Source organism: Pseudomonas sp. R43(2017), from assembly GCF_002112345.1.
Classification (GTDB): domain Bacteria; phylum Pseudomonadota; class Gammaproteobacteria; order Pseudomonadales; family Pseudomonadaceae; genus Aquipseudomonas; species Aquipseudomonas kribbensis.
Window position 1 is genome coordinate 479,905 of sequence record NZ_NEHJ01000005.1, and the last position, 20,061, is coordinate 499,965.

Annotated in this window: 13 protein-coding genes and 2 tRNA genes; 10 read left to right on the plus strand and 5 right to left on the minus strand. The window is 60.3% G+C overall.

Features of this window, described 5'->3' with window-relative positions:
* Nucleotides 1-51 precede the first annotated feature (51 nt).
* Nucleotides 52-756 (plus strand): methyl-accepting chemotaxis protein, encoded by a 705-nt coding sequence (locus CAG02_RS30265; RefSeq protein WP_371856503.1) that lies wholly within the window; start codon nt 52-54, stop codon nt 754-756.
* A gap of 41 nt (nt 757-797) precedes the next feature.
* Here the strand turns inward: CAG02_RS30265 and CAG02_RS17015 are convergent, their stop codons facing one another.
* From CAG02_RS17015 to CAG02_RS17030, 4 genes are all read right to left on the minus strand, one after another.
* Complete coding sequence (locus tag CAG02_RS17015) at nt 798-2,363, minus strand: iron ABC transporter permease (RefSeq protein ID WP_085711161.1); 1,566 nt, start codon at nt 2,361-2,363, stop codon at nt 798-800.
* Nucleotides 2,363-3,373, minus strand: coding sequence for an extracellular solute-binding protein (locus tag CAG02_RS17020; protein ID WP_085711162.1), 1,011 nt, complete (start codon nt 3,371-3,373; stop codon nt 2,363-2,365). The genes CAG02_RS17015 and CAG02_RS17020 overlap by 1 nt, the downstream gene beginning before the upstream one ends.
* Before the next feature lie 188 nt (nt 3,374-3,561).
* Nucleotides 3,562-3,648: transfer RNA gene (locus tag CAG02_RS17025), tRNA-Leu, on the minus strand.
* Between the two features lie 182 nt (nt 3,649-3,830).
* Nucleotides 3,831-3,917 (minus strand) — tRNA-Leu (locus tag CAG02_RS17030).
* A 225-nt stretch (nt 3,918-4,142) separates the two neighbouring features.
* On the opposite strand from CAG02_RS17030, the gene rnr reads away from it, so the two are divergent.
* The 7 genes from rnr (at nt 4,143) to dnaB (ending at nt 11,445) form a co-directional block, all read left to right on the plus strand.
* A complete protein-coding gene (rnr, locus tag CAG02_RS17035; RefSeq protein ID WP_085711163.1) occupies nt 4,143-6,773 on the plus strand; it encodes a ribonuclease R in 2,631 nt (876 codons plus the stop codon).
* Nucleotides 6,770-7,537: a 23S rRNA (guanosine(2251)-2'-O)-methyltransferase RlmB gene (gene rlmB, locus CAG02_RS17040; RefSeq protein WP_007967448.1), complete on the plus strand. Its 768-nt coding sequence runs from the start codon at nt 6,770-6,772 to the stop codon at nt 7,535-7,537. Before rnr ends, rlmB begins: the two co-directional genes overlap by 4 nt.
* Nucleotides 7,538-7,845: 308 nt before the next feature.
* Nucleotides 7,846-8,274 carry a 30S ribosomal protein S6 gene (gene rpsF, locus CAG02_RS17045; RefSeq protein ID WP_007950702.1) on the plus strand — a complete coding sequence of 143 codons (429 nt, stop codon included), beginning with the start codon at nt 7,846-7,848 and terminating at the stop codon, nt 8,272-8,274.
* A 28-nt stretch (nt 8,275-8,302) separates the two neighbouring features.
* Nucleotides 8,303-8,533 carry a 30S ribosomal protein S18 gene (gene rpsR / locus CAG02_RS17050; RefSeq protein WP_002551829.1) on the plus strand — a complete coding sequence of 77 codons (231 nt, stop codon included), beginning with the start codon at nt 8,303-8,305 and terminating at the stop codon, nt 8,531-8,533.
* Between the two features lie 37 nt (nt 8,534-8,570).
* Nucleotides 8,571-9,461, plus strand: a complete 891-nt coding sequence (locus CAG02_RS17055; RefSeq protein ID WP_085711164.1) for a hypothetical protein — start codon at nt 8,571-8,573, stop codon at nt 9,459-9,461.
* A gap of 19 nt (nt 9,462-9,480) precedes the next feature.
* A complete protein-coding gene (gene rplI / locus CAG02_RS17060) occupies nt 9,481-9,927 on the plus strand; it encodes a 50S ribosomal protein L9 (RefSeq protein ID WP_003186385.1) in 447 nt (148 codons plus the stop codon).
* 120 nt (nt 9,928-10,047) lie between these two features.
* Complete coding sequence (gene dnaB, locus CAG02_RS17065; protein ID WP_085711165.1) at nt 10,048-11,445, plus strand: replicative DNA helicase; 1,398 nt, start codon at nt 10,048-10,050, stop codon at nt 11,443-11,445.
* Between the two features lie 9 nt (nt 11,446-11,454).
* On the opposite strand, the gene CAG02_RS17070 is transcribed toward dnaB, so the two are convergent.
* Nucleotides 11,455-14,034, minus strand: coding sequence for a hypothetical protein (locus CAG02_RS17070; RefSeq protein WP_139831888.1), 2,580 nt, complete (start codon nt 14,032-14,034; stop codon nt 11,455-11,457).
* 161 nt (nt 14,035-14,195) lie between these two features.
* Here CAG02_RS17070 and CAG02_RS17075 point away from each other — a divergent pair, with 161 nt between their 5' ends.
* Together CAG02_RS17075 and CAG02_RS17080 are read left to right on the plus strand one after the other, a co-directional pair.
* Nucleotides 14,196-16,508, plus strand: a complete 2,313-nt coding sequence (locus CAG02_RS17075) for a YgiQ family radical SAM protein (RefSeq protein WP_085711167.1) — start codon at nt 14,196-14,198, stop codon at nt 16,506-16,508.
* A gap of 210 nt (nt 16,509-16,718) precedes the next feature.
* Nucleotides 16,719-19,994 carry a DUF2126 domain-containing protein gene (locus tag CAG02_RS17080; RefSeq protein ID WP_085711168.1) on the plus strand — a complete coding sequence of 1,092 codons (3,276 nt, stop codon included), beginning with the start codon at nt 16,719-16,721 and terminating at the stop codon, nt 19,992-19,994.
* Nucleotides 19,995-20,061: the final 67 nt, after the last annotated feature.

The following is a 20,061-nucleotide window of genomic DNA, read 5'->3' on the forward strand; positions in this document are numbered from 1 at the left end:
GCCGGGATGCAGCGCGATGAGGTTGCCGAAAGTCTGCGCGCGCTGTCGCAAATGGCTGATGAGGCGCAGTCGGAAAGCCATGCGATGCAGGCTGCGCTGAAGCAGGTGGTGGATATTCGTCAGGCCACCGACGAGAACACCCGCACGTCGGCCAAGGTCGGCAGCCTGATCGAGGCTTTGGCGGGTCAGGTCGATACCGGGGCGAAAGTCATCGAGCGGCTGGCGCAGCAGAGCGAACAGATCGAAGTGGTGCTGACTGTGATTCACGGTATCGCCGAGCAGACCAACTTGCTGGCGCTCAACGCCGCCATCGAAGCGGCCCGGGCCGGTGAAACCGGTCGCGGCTTTGCGGTGGTGGCGGACGAAGTCCGGGCGCTGGCGAGCAAGACTCAAAGCTCCACCGGTGACATTCAGGCGCATATCGTGGCCTTGCAGCAGGGTGCCCGTGAGGCGGTTGAGGCGATTGGTCAGGCCGGGCGTCAGGCCAGCGAAGGTTTGCTGGTGTTGCGTGACAGTGCGCGGTTGCAGCAGTCGGTGCAGGCCTCGGTCGAGCAGGTGCATGCGGCGATTGGTCTGGCGACTCAGGCGGCGGCGCATCAGGCTCAGGGGGCGCAGGCCGTGCGCGGTCGGGTCGAGACGATTCATGCACAGGCGGAGAAGGCCGCTCAAGCGGTGGTCGAGACCACGGCCAGCGGCAAGGTGCTGGATGGTCTGGCGGCGCAGCTCAAGGCCAGCCTGGGGCAGTTCCGGGCCTGATAGTGCGGGCAAAAAAAATCGCAGCTTCGGCTGCGATTTTTTTATCGGCTCAAATACATCCGGGTTGTCAGCAGGTAGACGGGCAACCCCGAGACCACAATCAACAACGCCGCATAAGGCGCTGCGGCTGCGAACTCGACATTCGCGGTGTGTGCCCAGACTTCGGTCGCCAAGGTGTTGAGCCCGGTCGGACTCAGCAGCAGTGTCGCCGTCAGTTCCTTCATGGCATCCAGAAAAACCAGCGCAAACGCCGCGCCCAATGCCGGGAAAATGATCGGCAGGGTCACTCGGCAGAACGCCGTGAACGATGACGCACCCAGTGTGCGGGCAGCTTCTTCCAGTTGTGGTGCGGCCTTGTTCAGCGCTGTGCGGATCGGCGCCTGAGCCAGTGGCAGGAACAGCAGCGCATACGCGATCAGCAACAACAGGGAAGTCTGATACAGCGCCGGCACGTAATGCAGGGCGAAATACACCAGCGTCAGCGCAATCACCAGCCCCGGCAGCGCATGCAGCAGATACGGCAGACGCTCAGCCCAGATCGCCAGTTGGCCTTTGTAGCGCACCACCAGCAATCCGACCGGTACCGCCAGTAGCAGACACAGTCCCGCGCCACCCAGCGACAGCGCAAGCGAAGACAGCAAGGCCTCGGTGATTGCTGCCACCGGGAACGCGGCAGATGAACCCACGGCGAGCCAATACGCCAGCATCCCCAGTGGAATGCCGCTGCCGACAATCGCCAGCATCAGGCAATACAACTGACCGGCCATTGCCCAGGGTCCCAGTTGCACTTGTTCGGCCCGGCGCGCCGCACCCTGGCCGGTCCGCACATGACGTCCCTTGCCACGCACCCGCAGTTCCAGCCATAGCAACATCAAACAAAGTGCCAGCAGCACCGCCGACAGCATCGCTGCGTTGGCATTGCTGAATTCCAGTTCGAATTGTTGATAGATCGCGGTGGTGAAGGTTTGCAGGCCGATGATCGACAGTGCGCCGAACTCCACCAGCATGTGCAACGCAATCAGCAGCGAACCGGCCAGCAGCGAAGGCCACAGCAGGGGCAGGGTGACGCGGAAAAATACGCCCCAGCGATTCTGTCCCAGTGTCCTTGCCGACTCTTCAAGGGAAGGGTCGAGATTGCGCAGAGTGGCGGCTACCGGCAGAAAGATCAGTGGGTATTTCGACAGGCTCATCACCAGGATCGCCCCGCCGAGTCCTTCGAACTGCGCGCTGAGCGATACCCAGGTAAAACTGCTGACGAATGCCGGTACCGCAAACGGCAAACACAGAATCACGCCCCACAAACGCCGGCCCGGCAGGTTGCTGCGCTCCAGCAACCACGCCAGCGACAGGCCGATCACGCCGCAAGTCACGGTTACGCCCACCATCAGTGCCAGCGTATTGCGCAGCAGGCCGAACACATAAGGGCGCCACAGCAAGTGCAGCGCCTCGGACCAGCCCGCCTGCCAGGCTTTGAGGCCGACATAGGCCAGCGGCAGCAGGCTCATCACCACCAGCAGCAATACCGGCAGCACCAGCCAGATCGACGGCCGCTTGCGCCGTGGCACGTAACCCCCGCGCGTGGCGGGGGCGGATAACGAGGCGCTCATCAGTTCAGGCCAACTTCGCGTTCCAGATCCAGTGCTTCCTCGGCATTGCCCAGGTCGGCCGGGGTAACGTCCGGTGCTTCCAGCTCACTGAAAGGCTTGAGGCCGCGATCCGATTCCATGCCGTTGTGCAGCGGATACTCGGCGGTGGTCTGGGTGATCACGCGCTGGCCTTCTTCGCTGGCCATGTAGGCGAGAAATTGCTGGGCTTCTTTGGGATGTTTGCTGGATTTCAGCACCGCTGCGCTGGAGACAGTGATCAAGCCGCCCACGTCGCCGCCGGTGAAGTAGTGCAGCTTGGAGTCGAGCTTGCCTTTCTCCCGTTGCAGGGCGAACCAGTAGTAGTTGTTCACCAGTACGGTGGCGACTTCGCCGTTTTCCACAGCCTTGAGGGCGACCATGTTGTTGCTGTAGGTCTTGCCGAAGGCGCGCAGGCCGGTCAGCCATTCTTCGGCGGCGTCACGACCGTGTTTTTTGATGATGGCGACGGCCTGTTCCTGGAAGGCACCGCTGGTGGGCACGAAACCGACCTTGCCTTGCCACTGCGGATCGGCGAAATCCAGCACCGACTTGGGCAGGTCTTTTTCATCGACCAGTTTCGGGTTGAAGGCCACCACGCGAACCCGGGCGGTGACGCCGATCCAGGTGCCATTGCCGGCGACGTATTTTTTCGGCAGGACTGCCAGGGTTGCATCGTCGGTCTTGGCCAACAGGCCGAGTTCGCCGAGGTTGTTCAGTGGCGGGGATTCTTCGGTGTAGATGACGTCGGCGGGGGAGCGGTCGCCTTCTTCGATGATCTGGCTGGCGAGCTGGTTGCTGCTGCCCTTGCGCACATTGACGTGAATACCGGTCTTGGCTTCGAAGGCCTTGGCGATCGCGTCGCCGACTTCCTTGTGTTGACCGTTGTAGAGAGTCAGGGAAACCGCATCGGCAGCCTGGGTGAGGGGAGTGGCGAGTGCCAGGCCGAGCAGGGTGAAGGTCAAGCCGCGGCGCAGGGTATTTCGAAACATCATTCGCAGGGTTCCTCACTGTCGCATTGCAAAAACTTGCAACAATGATAAACGATATCGTTTCTCAAATGCTCCTTGCGAGCAGGATAAGGGTTTGGTAGGGCGGCTTTAGTTTTTCAGGAAGCCAGAAACGCAAAAACCCGCTTTCGCGGGTTTTTGTGAGATTCAAGATCGTGACCTTGAATTTGAATTGGTGCCCAGAAGAAGACTCGAACTTCCACGACCGTAAGGTCACCAGCACCTGAAGCTGGCGTGTCTACCAATTTCACCATCTGGGCTTCATCTTCAGCGTTGCCGCTGTTGATGTGGCGCACTATACGGAGCGCCTTTTGATCTGTAAACCCCTGATTTGATTTTAATAAATCAATTTCAGAAAAAAGTCGGGACGCAGAATGCAAAAAACCCGCTTTCGCGGGTTTTTGTGTGAGTCTTGAAACTGATCTAGTCTCAAACTCGAAATTGGTGCCCAGGAGAAGACTCGAACTTCCACGACCGTAAGGTCACCAGCACCTGAAGCTGGCGTGTCTACCAATTTCACCACCTGGGCATCTCGACAGCGTCTGTACGTCGTCGATGGCGCGCACTATACGGAGCGTCTTTTTAACTGTAAACCCCTGCCAGCAAAAAAATTGGTTTTTTTTACCAGCGGTGTTCAAAACCCCTTTCAGACGTCGATACAAGGCTCAAGACGCGCCTTATAGAGTCGGAAATTTCCCGTTTGATGGCGCCTATGCCAAACTAACCCGCATATAGACAAGGTGAAAACTCTCTAATGGCCGATTGGCAGTCCCTCGATCCCGAGGCCGCTCGTGAAGCGGAAAAATATGAAAACCCTATTCCCAGCCGCGAACTGATCCTTCAGCACCTTGCTGATCGGGGTTCGCCTGCTGCCCGCGAGCAACTGGTCGAAGAGTTTGGTCTGACCACAGAAGACCAGATCGAAGCCCTGCGCCGCCGCCTGCGCGCCATGGAGCGCGACGCTCAACTGATCTACACCCGCCGTGGCACTTATGCGCCGGTGGACAAGCTCGACCTGATCCTCGGCCGCATCAGCGGTCACCGCGACGGCTTCGGCTTCCTGGTGCCGGACGACGGCTCCGACGACCTGTTCATGAGCCCGGCGCAAATGCGTCTGGTGTTCGACGGCGACCGTGCCCTGGCCCGTGTTTCCGGCCTGGACCGTCGCGGTCGCCGCGAAGGCGTGATCGTCGAGGTGGTGTCTCGTGCCCACGAAAGCATCGTCGGCCGCTACTTCGAAGAAGGCGGTATCGGCTTCGTCGTCGCGGACAACCCGAAGATCCAGCAGGAAGTGCTGGTGACCCCGGGGCGCAACGCCAACGCCCAGATCGGTCAGTTCGTCGAGGTGAAAATCACTCACTGGCCGACTCCGCGCTTCCAGCCGCAAGGCGATGTGATCGAAGTCGTCGGCAACTACATGGCGCCGGGCATGGAAATCGATGTCGCCCTGCGCACCTACGACATTCCGCACGTCTGGCCTGAAGCCGTTCTGAAGGAAGCCGGCAAGCTCAAGCCGGAAGTCGAAGAGAAAGACAAAGAGAAGCGCGTCGACCTGCGCCATCTGCCGTTCGTCACCATCGACGGTGAGGATGCCCGCGACTTCGACGACGCGGTCTACTGCGAATCCAAGCCAGGCAAGTTGCGCCTGTTCTCCGGCGGCTGGAAGTTGTACGTGGCGATTGCCGACGTTTCCAGCTACGTGAAGATCGGCTCGGCCCTGGACAACGAAGCCCAGGTGCGCGGCAACTCGGTGTACTTCCCCGAGCGCGTGGTGCCGATGCTGCCGGAGCAGCTCTCCAACGGCCTGTGCTCGCTGAACCCGCACGTCGATCGTCTGGCCATGGTTTGCGAGATGACCATCTCCAAGTCCGGCGAAATGACCGACTACTGCTTCTATGAAGCGGTGATCCACTCCCACGCCCGTCTGACCTACAACAAGGTCAGCGCGATGCTGGAAACGCCGAAAGCCACCGAAGGTCGCAAGCTTCGCGGCGAATACACCGACGTTCTGCCACACCTGAAACAGCTCTACGCGCTGTACAAAGTGTTGCTGGCCGCCCGTCACGTCCGTGGCGCGATCGATTTCGAAACGCAGGAAACCCGGATCATCTTCGGTTCCGAGCGCAAGATTGCCGAAATCCGTCCGACCACCCGTAACGACGCGCACAAGCTGATCGAGGAGTGCATGCTGGCGGCCAACGTGGCCACTGCCGAGTTCCTGAAGAAGCACGAAATCCCTGCGCTGTACCGTGTCCACGACGGTCCGCCACCGGAGCGTCTGGAAAAACTCCGTGCGTTCCTCGGCGAACTCGGCCTGTCCCTGCACAAAGGCAAGGACGGCCCGACGCCGAAGGACTATCAGGCCCTGCTGGCCAGCATCAAGGACCGTCCGGATTTCCACCTGATCCAGACCGTCATGCTGCGCTCCCTGAGCCAGGCGGTGTACAGCGCCCAGAACGAAGGCCACTTCGGCCTGAATTACGAAGCCTATACCCACTTTACTTCGCCGATCCGTCGTTACCCGGACCTGCTCACGCACCGGGCGATCCGCAGCGTGATCCATTCGAAACAGGACACCCCGCACGTTCGCCGTGCCGGTGCGATGACCATTCCGAAGGCGCGCATCTATCCGTACGACGAGGCGGCGCTGGAGCAACTCGGCGAGCAGTGCTCGATGAGCGAGCGCCGTGCCGACGAAGCGACCCGCGACGTGGTGAACTGGCTCAAGTGCGAGTTCATGAAAGACCGCGTGGGCGAATCGTTCCCTGGCGTGATCACTGCCGTGACCGGTTTCGGCCTGTTCGTCGAACTGACCGATATCTACGTCGAAGGTCTGGTGCACGTGACGGCGCTGCCGGGCGACTACTACCACTTCGATCCTGTGCACCACCGCCTGGCGGGTGAGCGCACCGGTCGCAGCTTCCGTCTTGGCGATACCGTTGAAGTGCGCGTCATGCGCGTCGATCTCGACGAGCGCAAGATCGACTTCGAGATGGCCGAGAAAACCATCAGCGCGCCAATCGGCCGCAAGAAACGTGGCGCCGAAACCGCTGCTCCAGCGGCCAAGGCTGTGGAAGAAAAGGCTCCGGCCAAAACCGCCAGCCGTCGTCCGGCCAAGGAAAAAGTCGCCGAGGCCTATCGCCCGAGCGATGCCGTGGCAAAAAACGCCGAGCTGCGCAAAAGCCGTGAGATGAAGAAGGCCTTGCTGGCCGACGCCAAAAACGGTGGTAAAGCGGCGTCCGGGGGAAAGACCGGACGGTCGGCGCCTGAAAAGGCCTCCGGCAGCAAGCCAGGCAAACCGAGCAAACACCGCAAGGGCCCGCCAAAAGCGGGTTCCGCTCCAGCCAAAAGCGGCGGAGCACGTAAACCGAAGGCGAAGTCATGAGTCAGTTGGAAAAAATCTACGGCGTTCACGCGGTAGAAGCGTTGCTGCGTCACCACCCTAAACGCGTCAAGCAGATCTGGCTGGCTGAAAGCCGCAACGATCCGCGGGTGCAGACGCTGATCGAGCTGGCCAACGAAAACCGGGTCCAGATCGGTCAGGCCGAGCGCCGCGAAATGGACGCATGGGTCGAAGGCGTGCACCAGGGCGTGGTGGCGGACGTCAGTCCGAGCCAGGTCTGGGGCGAAGCGATGCTCGACGAACTGCTCGACCGCACCGAAGGCGCGCCGTTGCTGCTGGTGCTCGACGGCGTGACCGATCCGCACAACCTCGGCGCCTGTCTGCGTTCGGCGGACGCTGCCGGTGCGCTGGCGGTCATCGTGCCGAAAGACAAGTCGGCCACCCTGACCCCTGTGGTGCGGAAAGTGGCCTGCGGCGCGGCGGAAGTGATTCCGTTGGTGGCCGTGACCAACCTCGCGCGCACCCTGGAAAAGCTTCAGCAACGTGGTCTGTGGGTTGTCGGCACGGCGGGCGAAGCCGAGGTCAGCATCTATGACCAGGACCTGACCGGCCCGACCATCCTGATCATGGGCGCCGAAGGCAAAGGCATGCGTCGCCTGACCCGTGAACATTGCGACTACCTGGTGAACCTGCCGATGGCCGGTAGCGTCAGCAGTCTCAATGTTTCCGTGGCAACTGGCGTTTGCCTGTTCGAGGCCCAGCGCCAGCGCGGGGCCAAGGCCAAGGCGGCTGCCAAAAAGGCTTAAGCCTCGCGCAGTCCAACATGTGGGAGCGAGCCTGCTCGCGATAGCGGAGTTACATTCAGCATCATTGTTGGATGTTAAGCCGCCATCGCGAGCAGGCTCGCTCCCACAGTGCTTTGTGGTGTGGCCCGGATTGGTGACTGTTCAAATAATCACCAATTGCCTTGCACCTCTTCTGTCCCTTCTCTACAATTGCGCCCCTTGCTGTGACGGCAGGCACCCATGTGCCCCGCGCCGGCAAGTCCATAAGTGTCATTCACTCCTTGTCTGACCGTTTTTGAGCGGCAGGCTACAACCCGTAAGGAGCATTCATGCGTCATTACGAAATCATCTTTCTGGTCCACCCTGACCAGAGCGAGCAAGTCGGCGGCATGGTTGAGCGTTACACCAAGCTGATCGAAGAAGACGGCGGCAAAATCCACCGTCTGGAAGACTGGGGCCGTCGTCAACTGGCCTACGCAATCAACAATGTTCACAAGGCTCACTACGTGATGCTGAACGTTGAGTGCACCGGCAAGGCTCTGGCCGAGCTGGAAGACAACTTCCGCTACAACGATGCTGTGATCCGTAACCTGGTCATCCGTCGCGACGAAGCCGTTACCGGCCAGTCCGAGATGCTCAAGGCTGAAGAAAACCGCAGTGAGCGCCGTGAGCGTCGCGAACGTCCTGAGCACGATGGCAGCGCCGATGGCGATGACAGCGATAGCGACAGCGACAACAGCGATAACGCTGACGAGTAATCCACGGACCTTTTAAGGAGCCTATCAAATGGCACGTTTCTTCCGTCGTCGTAAATTCTGCCGCTTCACCGCTGAAGACGTGAAGGAGATCGACTACAAAGATCTCAACACTCTGAAAGCCTACGTATCCGAGACCGGCAAAATCGTTCCAAGCCGCATCACCGGTACCAAAGCTCGTTATCAGCGTCAGCTGGCCACCGCTATCAAGCGCGCCCGCTTCCTGGCCCTGCTGGCCTACACCGACAGCCACGGCCGCTGAGACCGGGTAGTCGACAAGTAAGTAAGGGATCGAATGCATGCGTGCCTTGGCTGAATTCATCATGCGGGGGCGTATGCAGGCCACGCTGGTCGTGGCCGGATCTGCGGCATTGCCGCTGTTGTTCTGGTTGAGTGCCGCTGCAGGTTGCCTTGTGCTCCTGCGGCGCGGTTCGGACGCCTTGAGCGTCCTGGGTGTGGGAGTGTTGTCAGCGTTGGTGAGCTGGCACTACCTCAAAGACCCGACGGCACTGATTGTGCTGCTCGGGGCTTGCGGTCTGGCGCTGGTTTTACGCGCCGAACACACCTGGAATCGCGTGCTGCTGGTCAGCGTGGCCGTGGGATTGTTGATTGCCGTGAGCCTGGGGACCGTTTTCGGTTCCTTCACCGAAGCGCTGGCGCAGACGTTTGAACAAGTCTTGCCGCTGGCGATGGGTGAGGTCTACGAGAAATTCTCGGCAGACCAGAAGGCGATTCTCACGGGGTTGGCGGTTCCACTGTCGATCATTTCGACAGCGGTGTCGTTGCAGGTCTTTAGCGTGCTGTGCCTGATTCTTGGGCGCTACTGGCAGGCGTTGTTGTATAACCCCGGCGGTTTCGGTCGCGAGTTTCGCGCCATCCGACTGCCGAAAGGCGTTGCGCTGTCGCTTCTGGCCGTCATGTGTGTGGCACCGTTCTTCGGTCTGCACGCACTGGTTCTGTTGCCGTTGTGCAGTGTGCCGCTGTTCTTCGCCGGTCTGGCCCTGGTTCACGGGCTGGTGGCGCAGAAACGGCTGGCCGGTTTCTGGCTGGTGGGGATATACGTCACGCTCGTGCCTTTCATGCACTTGCTCGGTCCGTTGCTTGTGGTCTTGGCCATTGTCGACAGCCTGATTGATTTTCGCGGTCGTCACGTGTCGAAAGACACCGATAACGCGAACGGTGAAGGTTAAAAGTTAAGAGGATTTCCACATGCAACTGATCCTTCTGGAAAAAATCGCCAACCTGGGCAACCTGGGCGACAAAGTAAACGTTAAGGCCGGTTACGGCCGTAACTACCTGCTGCCTTTCGGCAAAGCCACCGCTGCGACCGCTGCCAACCTGGCTGCGTTCGAAGAGCGTCGCGCTGAGCTGGAAAAAGCCGCTGCTGACCGTAAAGCATCGGCTGAAAGCCGTGCTGCCCAACTGGCCGAGCTGGAAGTGACCATCACTGCCACCGCTGGCGACGAAGGCAAGCTGTTCGGTTCGATCGGTACTCACGACATCGCTGACGCACTGACCGCCTCCGGCGTTGAAGTTGCAAAAAGCGAAGTTCGTCTGCCGAACGGCACCATCCGCAACGTGGGTGAATTCGACGTGGCTGTGCACCTGCACGCCGAAGTTGAAGCCACCGTACGCGTTGTCGTGGTAGCAGCTTAAGCAACACCCTGATCGACTGGCGGCTTGTACGCCAGGCGGTTAACATCGGGCACGATCCTGTCTTCAGGTCGTGCCCTTTGTCTTTCTGCAATCCCTGCTTTTCCTGAATAAAAAGTGGCCATGAACGAAATCTCCGCTCCCGAGCAATACGATCTGCAAACCGCCGCGCTGAAGGTGCCGCCGCATTCCATCGAGGCCGAACAGGCCGTGCTCGGTGGTCTGATGCTGGACAACAACGCCTGGGAACGCGTGCTCGATCAAGTCTCCGACGGCGATTTCTACCGGCATGACCACCGTCTGATTTTCCGTGCGATCGCCAAGCTGGCCGATCAGAACTCGCCGATCGACGTCGTGACCCTTGCCGAGCAACTGGACAAGGAAGGTCAGACCTCGCAAGTCGGCGGCCTCGGATACCTCGGTGAACTGGCGAAAAACACGCCGTCCGTCGCCAACATCAAGGCCTATGCGCAGATCGTTCGCCAGCGTGCGACGTTGCGTCAGTTGATCGGCATCAGCACCGAAATTGCCGACAGCGCCTTCAACCCTGAAGGTCGCACCGCCGAGGAAATCCTCGACGAAGCCGAACGGCAGATCTTCGCGATTGCCGAGGCCCGGCCAAAAACCGGCGGCCCGGTGGGTGTGAATGACCTGTTGACCAAAGCCATCGACCGCATCGACACCTTGTTCAACACCGCCGACTCGATCACCGGCCTGTCCACCGGCTATACCGACCTCGACGAGAAGACCAGCGGCCTGCAACCGGCCGACCTGATCATCGTCGCCGGCCGTCCGTCGATGGGTAAGACGACTTTCGCGATGAACCTGGTGGAAAACGCTGTGTTGCGCAGCGACAAGGTGGTGCTGGTGTACTCCCTCGAGATGCCAGGCGAATCGCTGATCATGCGTATGCTGTCGTCCCTCGGCCGCATCGACCAGACCAAGGTGCGTTCCGGTCAGCTGGAAGACGACGACTGGCCGCGCCTGACCTCGGCGGTCAACCTGCTCAACGACCGCAAGCTGTTCATCGATGACACCGCCGGCATCAGCCCGTCGGAAATGCGTGCCCGGACCCGGCGTCTGGTGCGCGAGCACGGCGACATCGGCCTGATCATGATCGACTACCTGCAGCTGATGCAGATCCCCGGTTCCAGCGGTGACAACCGGACCAACGAGATTTCCGAGATCTCCCGGTCCCTGAAAGCCCTGGCCAAGGAATTCAACTGCCCGGTGGTGGCTCTGTCGCAGCTCAACCGTTCCCTGGAACAACGTCCCAACAAGCGTCCGGTGAACTCCGACTTGCGGGAATCCGGAGCGATCGAGCAGGACGCCGACGTCATCATGTTCGTGTACCGGGACGAGGTGTATCACCCGGAAACCGAGCACAAGGGCATCGCCGAGATCATCATCGGCAAGCAGCGGAACGGCCCGATCGGCTTCATCCGCCTGGCCTTCATCGGCAAGTACACGCGCTTCGAAAACCTCGCGCCGGGCAGCTATAACTTCGACGACGATGAGTAACGCGATTGATCATGTCAGGTGATCAAACAATTTCTGGGCAACTCGCGGGCTGATGAGTTCCCGCCAGATCCGCTGGTGGGGGCGGCCAGCCTGTTCTTCGCGCTGTTGAAACGCGCTGCCGAGCCTGCTTTGTTCCAGAGATTTCAAGTGTGCCCCCTTGAGCGTGTAGTCCAGCGCCACGCGATCCAGCCTGTCGTAATGAAAGTGGGCTTCCCACAACGGTGCGTTGTCTGAGCGGTCGCGGATCGAGTAGACATCGAGGAACGACTTGTCCCTTCCCTTGCCCATTTGTCTGCGTTCTACCGCTTTCACTACTTTCAGCTGTGAGTGATCGAGCAGGAAGCTCAGGCGCAGTACATCCAGCACATCCTTGTTTTTGTACATCCGTATCAGAATGGATTGTCCTTCGGCCTCCATTGATGCCGCGGCGGTTCTGAGCCGGCTGATCAATCCGCTGGCCTCGGCGTCCTCTGTTACCCGGTCAGTGACCTCCAGACGGTGTGCCAGATCTCTGAAGCGATCCGTCTCTGCGCCCAAAAATTCGACGATATTGGTGGGATTGGCTTTGCGGGCCTCCATTCTCCGGGCCTGGGTTACGTGTTCATTCACGCGTGCAAGGCTTTCAGTCGCGTCGCTCACAAGTTGTGGTCTGGGCGTGAGAGTGGTGACGGGGCGAATCCGTCGCCACTCACCTTCGATTTTCTCGTAGCGTTGCGGTGGCTCATGTGGCTTGAAAAGATCGGGAACCTTGAGAGTGACGCTGCCATCCGCTGCGGTGTCCTGCACCCCCACCAGAACCCGGTAAGTGCCATGATGGCGTGTCCGGAACAGTTTTCGGGGCGCGGTTGTATCGGCTGCTCCAACGGACTGCTCCGGAAGAAAATCGAAATCGATATCCTGATCGTAGAGAGGCAATTGGCTGTTGCTGTCGACCTGTTCATGGATTGCGTTCAGGCGGTTGTCGATTTTCTTTTCGAACGCATCCATCAAGGACAGCGCCTGACTGGTGTATCCCGCCTTTAGAGGATCTGCTGAAGTATCCAGAGATTCGAACCCGGCTCTGTCACTCCTGATGTTTTCCAGCGTCAATTGCAGCGCCAGCGGTTCGGAGTAGCCAGAAACTTCGTTCAAGTCCTTTTTCAGCAAGTGCATGCCCATGGCACTGCGCATGCCGAAAGGTGGCGGGTTTTCGGGGTCGTCGGAAATCAGGCGCAGGCAGATGTTGTATTGGCTGGAATGGATCTGGTCTACGGTAGGTACACCATGGTTCAAGTCATCCAGTTCGGATGTTGCACTACGGTCGGCTTTGCGAACCTGATCCATCACAATCTGACGATCATCCATGATCTTCAGCTTTTTGTTGAGATGGGCAAAGTTGTTCTTTAGCGACTCGACCGTTATCGCATTCACGGTCGGATAGACCCTGCGATCCATGACGGCGATCAATTTGTTGAAATAGTCGACTCTGTTCAATTGAAGAGCATGCAGTTCGCTTTTGTAGAGTCCGCCGGCCTTCAGCAGGATCAACCAGTCCTTGTTATCGATCAGTGACTTGGCGTATTCGGCCTGCATTCTTGTGTGCTTAATGACATGCACTTCAAGCTTGATCAGTGCTTCCTTTTCGGCCTGGCTTCCCTCGGGAAGATATCGGGCGCTGTCCCAGAGTTCTCCATAGCGCTTGTTGGACGCGACCAACGCCTCGAAGGCGTTTCTGACGGGCTCATACCGTTGAAGCAAATAGGCTTTATTGTCCTGGGTCTGTGCGGTGCGGCGCATGCCTCCCTTGAGTCCGTCCAGGCTTGTCGTCCAGATGCCTTCGGCATTGCGGGTGATGGCCAGCGTTTCGCCGGGTCGGCTTGCGCGATAGATATTTTCGCTGTCGGCGGCGACCGGATCCTTCGGATTGACGACGCGCCAGACATTGCGCTCGAGAGAGGAGGCATCAACGTCGCGCATCACCTGATAGGCATGGTTCTCGATGATGACGTAGCGCTTGCCTTCGAAACTATGCAGCCCTTCGCTGTCCGGGGCTGCTCCGGAGAAGTCCAGAGGCGTCCTGAAGGTCTCGAGTCGGCTGGCAGAAAGTGGGAGTGGGTTTTTTTCGAAGTCGACCAGCGGGTGCCATCGGTTGCTTTGGGGATCATGGAAGAGAATTGGGCCCGAGGGCCTTGATTCACTTCCCAGTCTGGCCCGGTAGAGAGCGGTGTCGGGATCCAGGCTGATCTGCAGGATGCTGCCATCGTGCATATCGACGAACTGTCGGCCCTTGAATCTTCTGAATCCTGATGCGTCGGCGACTGGCAATCGGGTGTTCGGGCCAATCCTGTAGGCATCAAGTAAAGGTGGTGTGGTTATTGCGGTCGGGTCTGAATGAGTTTCGCTGACGCTTACCGATGGCGCTGGAGAGATCATGTCCGGGTCTGTGCTGTCCGGGATTCTGCCCGATGTCTGTCCATTGATGAGGCTGTGCTCGACAGGACGGAAAGCGTGCGAGGCGTCGTGTCGTGGCAGATGGTCATGGGTTGGTCGCAAAGGCGGGTTATGCACCTCGACGCTGGTTACGCCTTTTGACGGTGGTTTTGCAGGCATCTGTATTCATCCTTGAATAAGTTGAAAGGTATCTTTTGGAACCGGTGTGTGGCAGGTGGGACAAAGGGAAGAGAAACCGACCACGGCCGTCGGAATTGGTCAAAATTTGTGCTATATTCCGCGCCCGCGAAATTCAATGAAAGCCAACACCGGTTATCGACATGCAAGCAGCCAAGCCGTTATTTGACTATCCAAAATATTGGGCCGAATGTTTCGGGCCAGCGCCATTCCTGCCGATGAGCAGGGAGGAGATGGATCAGCTCGGCTGGGATTCCTGCGACATCATCATTGTCACGGGTGATGCCTACGTCGATCACCCGTCGTTCGGCATGGCGATCATCGGCCGGCTGCTGGAGTCCCAGGGCTTCCGCGTCGGGATCATCGCCCAGCCGAACTGGCAGTCCAAAGACGACTTCATGAAGCTCGGCGAGCCGAACCTGTTCTTCGGCGTCGCGGCCGGCAACATGGACTCGATGATCAACCGCTACACCGCGGACAAGAAAATCCGCTCCGACGACGCCTACACCCCGGGCGGCATGGCCGGCAAGCGTCCGGATCGCGCAAGCCTGGTCTACAGCCAGCGCTGCAAGGAAGCCTACAAGCATGTGCCGATCGTGCTCGGCGGCATCGAAGCCTCCCTGCGCCGCATCGCCCACTACGACTACTGGCAGGATCGTGTGCGCAACTCGATCCTGATCGACGCCAGCGCCGACATCCTGCTGTACGGCAACGCCGAGCGCGCGATTGTCGAAGTCGCCCAGCGTCTGTCCTATGGTCACAAGATCGAAGACATCACCGATGTGCGCGGCACCGCGTTCATCCGTCGTGACACGCCGGCGGGCTGGTACGAAGTCGATTCCACGCGCATCGACCGTCCGGGCAAGATCGACAAGATCATCAACCCGTACGTCAACACCCAGGACACTCAGGCTTGCGCGATCGAGCAAGAGAAAGGTCCGGTTGATGACCCGGAAGAAGCCAAGGTCGTGCAGATCCTGGCCAGCCCGAAAATGACCCGCGACAAGACCGTGATCCGCCTGCCGTCGATGGAAAAGGTGCGTAACGACCCGGTCCTGTATGCCCACGCCAACCGCGTGCTGCACCTGGAAACCAACCCGGGTAACGCCCGTGCGCTGGTGCAGAAGCATGGCGAGATCGACGTCTGGTTCAACCCGCCGCCGATTCCGATGACCACTGAAGAAATGGACTACGTGTTCGGCATGCCTTACGCACGTGTTCCGCATCCTGCGTACGGCAAGGAAAAGATCCCGGCCTACGACATGATCCGCTTCTCGGTGAACATCATGCGTGGCTGCTTCGGCGGCTGCACCTTCTGCTCGATCACCGAGCACGAAGGCCGGATCATCCAGAACCGTTCCGAAGAGTCGATCATTCGCGAAATCGAAGAGATCCGCGACAAGGTCCCGGGTTTCACCGGCGTCATTTCCGACCTCGGCGGCCCGACCGCGAACATGTACCGCATCGCCTGCAAGAGCCCGGAAATCGAATCCGCGTGCCGCAAGCCGTCCTGCGTGTTCCCGGGCATCTGCCCGAACCTGAACACCGACCACTCGTCGCTGATTCAGCTGTACCGCAGCGCCCGTGCGTTGCCGGGTGTGAAGAAGATCCTGATTGCCTCCGGCCTGCGTTACGACCTCGCGGTCGAGTCGCCGGAGTACGTCAAGGAGCTGGTGACCCACCACGTCGGCGGTTACCTGAAGATCGCCCCGGAACACACCGAGGAAGGTCCGCTCAACCAGATGATGAAACCGGGGATCGGCACCTACGATCGCTTCAAGCGCATGTTCGAGAAGTACACCAAGGAAGCGGGGAAAGAGCAGTACCTGATTCCGTACTTCATCGCCGCGCACCCGGGCACCACCGACGAAGACATGATGAACCTGGCCCTGTGGCTCAAGGGCAACGGCTTCCGGGCCGACCAGGTGCAGGCGTTCTATCCGTCGCCGATGGCCACCGCCACCGCGATGTACCACTCGGGCAAGAACCCGCTGCGCAAGGTCACTTACAAGAGCGACGGCGTGACCATCGTGAAGAGCGAAGAGCAGCGTCGTCTGCACAAGGCGTTCCTGCGTTATCACGACCCGAAAGGCTGGCCGATGCTGCGTGAAGCGCTGATCCGCATGGGCCGCGCCGACCTGATCGGGCCGGGCAAGCACCAGTTGATCCCGACGCATCAGCCGGCCACCGACAGCTACCAGAGCGCCCGTCGCAAGAACTCGACGCCGGCCGGCAGCCATAAAGTGGCGAAGGACGTAAAAGAGAAGACCACCAAGATCCTTACCCAGCACAACGGTCTGCCACCGCGCGCCAGCGACGGCGGCAATCCGTGGGACAAGCGTGAACAGGCCAAGGCCGCGGCATTCGCCCGCAACCAGCAGGCTGCCAAGGAGCGCAAGGAAGCCGCGAAAGGCAAAGGGCCGAAGCCGGCTCGCAAACCGGTCGTGCCACGCTGAAACGCACTTGAGTGAACAGAACGCCAACCTTCGGGTTGGCGTTTTGCGTTGTGCCTCGCAACATTTGCGTGCAACTGTGCCAAAGCATTTCACCGCATCGCCCGATTTTGGTGCTGTACTGCCCTGAGCATTCCGGGAAAGCGCCCAGGCCTCTGCATGGCATAAGTCTTGCGCGCTTTCGAATACGCTTGGGCTCGCAGGAGGCACGCCGTGTCGATTCATGTCGCATTGCATCACGTCACGCATTACCGCTACGACCGCGCTGTCGAACTCGGCCCGCAGATCGTGCGTCTGCGCCCGGCTGCCCACAGCCGCACGCGGATTCTGTCGTATGCGCTGAAAGTCTCGCCCGAACAGCACTTCATCAACTGGCAGCAGGACCCTCAGGGCAACTACCTCGCACGGCTGGTGTTCCCCGAGAAAACTGCCGAGCTGCGGATCGAGGTCGACCTGTTGGCCGAGATGGCGGTGTTCAACCCGTTCGATTTTTTCCTCGAGCCCTACGCCGAGAAAATCCCCTTCGCCTACGCCGCCGATGAACGCAAGGAACTGGCGCCGTACCTCGAAACCCTGCCGCTGACGCCGAAATTCAAGACTTATCTGGACGCAATCGACCGCACGCCGCTGCCGGCAGTGGACTTCCTTGTGGCGCTCAACCAACGACTGAGCGAGGACATCAATTACCTGATCCGCATGGAGCCGGGCGTGCAAACCCCGGAACATACTCTCGAACACGCCTCCGGTTCCTGCCGGGATTCGGCGTGGCTGCTGGTGCAACTGCTGCGCAATCTCGGGCTGGCGGCGCGTTTCGTTTCCGGTTACCTGATTCAGCTCACCGCCGACGTGAAAAGCCTCGATGGCCCGTCCGGCACCGAAGTGGACTTCACGGATCTGCATGCCTGGTGCGAGGTGTATTTGCCCGGCGCCGGCTGGATCGGCCTCGATGCCACCTCCGGGCTGTTCGCCGGAGAAGGGCATATTCCGTTGGCTTGCAGTCCCGATCCGTCCTCGGCGGCGCCGATCAGTGGTCTGGTGGAACCTTGCGAGTGCGAGTTCAGCCACGAAATGTCGGTGGAGCGGATCTGGGAAGCGCCACGGGTGACCAAGCCCTACACCGATGAGCAATGGCTGGCGATCCAGGCGCTGGGCCGGCAGATCGATGCCGACCTGCTGGAAGGCGATGTGCGGCTGACCATGGGCGGCGAGCCGACCTTCGTGTCCGTCGATGACCCGGACGGTGCCGAATGGAATACCGCCGCGTTGGGCCCGGACAAGCGCCGGCTCTCCGCCGAACTGTTCCAGCGCATGCGTAAACACTACGCGCCGAAAGGGCTGGTGCATTTCGGCCAGGGCAAGTGGTATCCGGGTGAGCAACTGCCGCGCTGGTCGCTGAACTGCTACTGGCGCCGCGACGGAGTGCCGATCTGGCACAACAGCGCGCTGATTGCCGACGAGCAGCAGGATTACGGCGCCACGGGTGAACTGGCCGGGCGTTTTCTGGCGAGCGTCGCGGAGCGCCTGAAACTGCCGACACGTTTTGTGTTTCCGGCCTACGAGGACAATTTCTACTACCTCTGGCGAGAGGGCGCGTTGCCGAGCAACGTCAGCGCCGAAGACTCGCGTTTGGAGGAGCCGCTGGAACGTGCGCGGTTGCGCAAGGTGTTCAGTCAGGGCCTGGACAAGGTCATCGGTCAGGTGCTGCCACTGGCGCGCACCGCCAAGGGCGATCAATGGCAGAGCGGGCGCTGGTATCTGCGCGATGAACATTGCCGATTGGTGCCGGGGGATTCACCGCTGGGCTATCGCCTGCCATTGGGTTCGCAGCCTTGGGTGAAGGCGGCGGAGTATCCGTTCATCCATCCGAACGATCCGAATCAGGACTTCCCCGAGCTGCCCGATACCGATCAACTCAATCGACACGACGCGCCGGCTGCGGCCGACGAGCGTGTGCCGAAGATCGACGAGTCCGCCGACTGGCTGACCCGCACCGCGCTCTGCGCCGAGGCCCGGGAAGGCCGCTTGTATCTGTTCATGCCGCCGCTGGAGCGGGTCGAGGATTATCTGGAACTGGTGGCCGCCATCGAAGCCACTGCCGAAGAATTGCACTGTCCGGTGCTGCTGGAAGGCTACGAGCCGCCGAGCGATCCACGCTTGAGCAACTTCCGCATCACCCCGGATCCCGGCGTGATCGAGGTTAACGTACAGCCTTCCGCGACGTGGGATGAACTGGTCGAGCGCACTGAGTTCCTGTACGAGGAGGCGCGCCAGACCCGACTGTCCACCGAGAAGTTCTTGATCGACGGACGCCACACCGGCACCGGTGGCGGCAACCATTTCGTGCTCGGCGGGGCGACGCCGGCGGACTCCCCGTTCCTGCGCCGCCCGGATCTGCTGCGCAGCCTGATCAGTTACTGGCACAACCATCCGTCGCTGTCCTACCTGTTTTCCGGTCTGTTCATTGGCCCGACTTCTCAGGCGCCACGCGTCGATGAAGCGCGCAACGATGCGCTGTATGAGCTGGAAATCGCCTTCGCGCAAATGCCGGCGCCGGGAGAAGAGTGTGCGCCGTGGTTGGTCGACCGTTTGCTGCGCAATCTGCTGATCGATGTCACCGGCAATACCCATCGCGCCGAGTTCTGCATCGACAAGCTGTATTCACCGGACGGCGCCACCGGGCGTCTCGGTCTGCTGGAGTTGCGAGCGTTCGAAATGCCGCCCCATGCGCGCATGAGCCTGGCCCAGCAGTTGTTGCTGCGGGCGCTGGTCGCGCGGTTCTGGCGCGAGCCCTATGCGCCGCCGAAACTGGCGCGCTGGGGCACCGAGTTGCATGACCGTTTCCTGCTGCCGCATTTCATTGAGCAGGACTTTGCCGACGTCATCGTCGAACTCAACAATGCCGGTTATCCGCTACGCGCCGAATGGTTTGCGGCGCATCTGGAGTTTCGCTTTCCCAAGGTTGGCGATTACGCGGTCAACGGTATAGAACTGGAGTTGCGCCAGGCCCTTGAACCCTGGCATGTGCTGGGCGAGGAGGGCGCGGCGGGCGGTACGGTGCGTTACGTTGACTCATCGCTGGAGCGTTTGCAGGTCAAGCTTGCGGGCTTGCCGCCGCAGCGTTATCTGCTGATCTGCAACGGCATCCCGGTACCGCTGCAACCGACCGGGCGGGTGGGCGAGTTTGTCGCCGGCGTGCGTTTCCGTGCCTGGCAACCGGCCAATTGCCTGCAACCGACGATCCCGGTGCACGCGCCGCTGGTGTTCGACCTGCTCGACACCTGGATGCAGCGCTCGCTGGGCGGCTGCCAGTACCACGTTGCCCATCCGGGCGGGCGTAATTACGAGACGTTGCCGGTCAATGCCAACGAAGCGGAGAGCCGGCGAATGGCGCGTTTCTTCCTCATCGGACACACGCCGGGGAAACTTCCTATACCGAACCTGACTATCTCCGACGAGCTCCCGATGACTCTCGATTTACGACGCTTTTGATTCGTACACGACCCCCGGATTTTTCGTATATCCGGGCGTCATGTGCCTGCGTTAGTCTGACCGTTCC

Excerpts from the sequence above, each read along its gene's own strand:
- rnr (WP_085711163.1), top strand. The coding sequence starts at position 4,143 with ATGGCCGATTGGCAGTCCCTCGATCCCGAGGCCGCTCGTGAAGCGGAA.
- CAG02_RS17055 (WP_085711164.1), top strand. The coding sequence starts at position 8,571 with ATGCGTGCCTTGGCTGAATTCATCATGCGGGGGCGTATGCAGGCCACG.
- CAG02_RS17070 (WP_139831888.1), bottom strand. The coding sequence starts at position 14,034 with ATGCCTGCAAAACCACCGTCAAAAGGCGTAACCAGCGTCGAGGTGCAT.
- CAG02_RS30265 (WP_371856503.1), top strand. The coding sequence starts at position 52 with ATGGCTGATGAGGCGCAGTCGGAAAGCCATGCGATGCAGGCTGCGCTG.
- CAG02_RS17075 (WP_085711167.1), top strand. The coding sequence starts at position 14,196 with ATGCAAGCAGCCAAGCCGTTATTTGACTATCCAAAATATTGGGCCGAA.
- rpsR (WP_002551829.1), top strand. The coding sequence starts at position 8,303 with ATGGCACGTTTCTTCCGTCGTCGTAAATTCTGCCGCTTCACCGCTGAA.
- CAG02_RS17020 (WP_085711162.1), bottom strand. The coding sequence starts at position 3,373 with ATGATGTTTCGAAATACCCTGCGCCGCGGCTTGACCTTCACCCTGCTC.
- rpsF (WP_007950702.1), top strand. The coding sequence starts at position 7,846 with ATGCGTCATTACGAAATCATCTTTCTGGTCCACCCTGACCAGAGCGAG.
- dnaB (WP_085711165.1), top strand. The coding sequence starts at position 10,048 with ATGAACGAAATCTCCGCTCCCGAGCAATACGATCTGCAAACCGCCGCG.
- rplI (WP_003186385.1), top strand. The coding sequence starts at position 9,481 with ATGCAACTGATCCTTCTGGAAAAAATCGCCAACCTGGGCAACCTGGGC.
- rlmB (WP_007967448.1), top strand. The coding sequence starts at position 6,770 with ATGAGTCAGTTGGAAAAAATCTACGGCGTTCACGCGGTAGAAGCGTTG.
- CAG02_RS17015 (WP_085711161.1), bottom strand. The coding sequence starts at position 2,363 with ATGAGCGCCTCGTTATCCGCCCCCGCCACGCGCGGGGGTTACGTGCCA.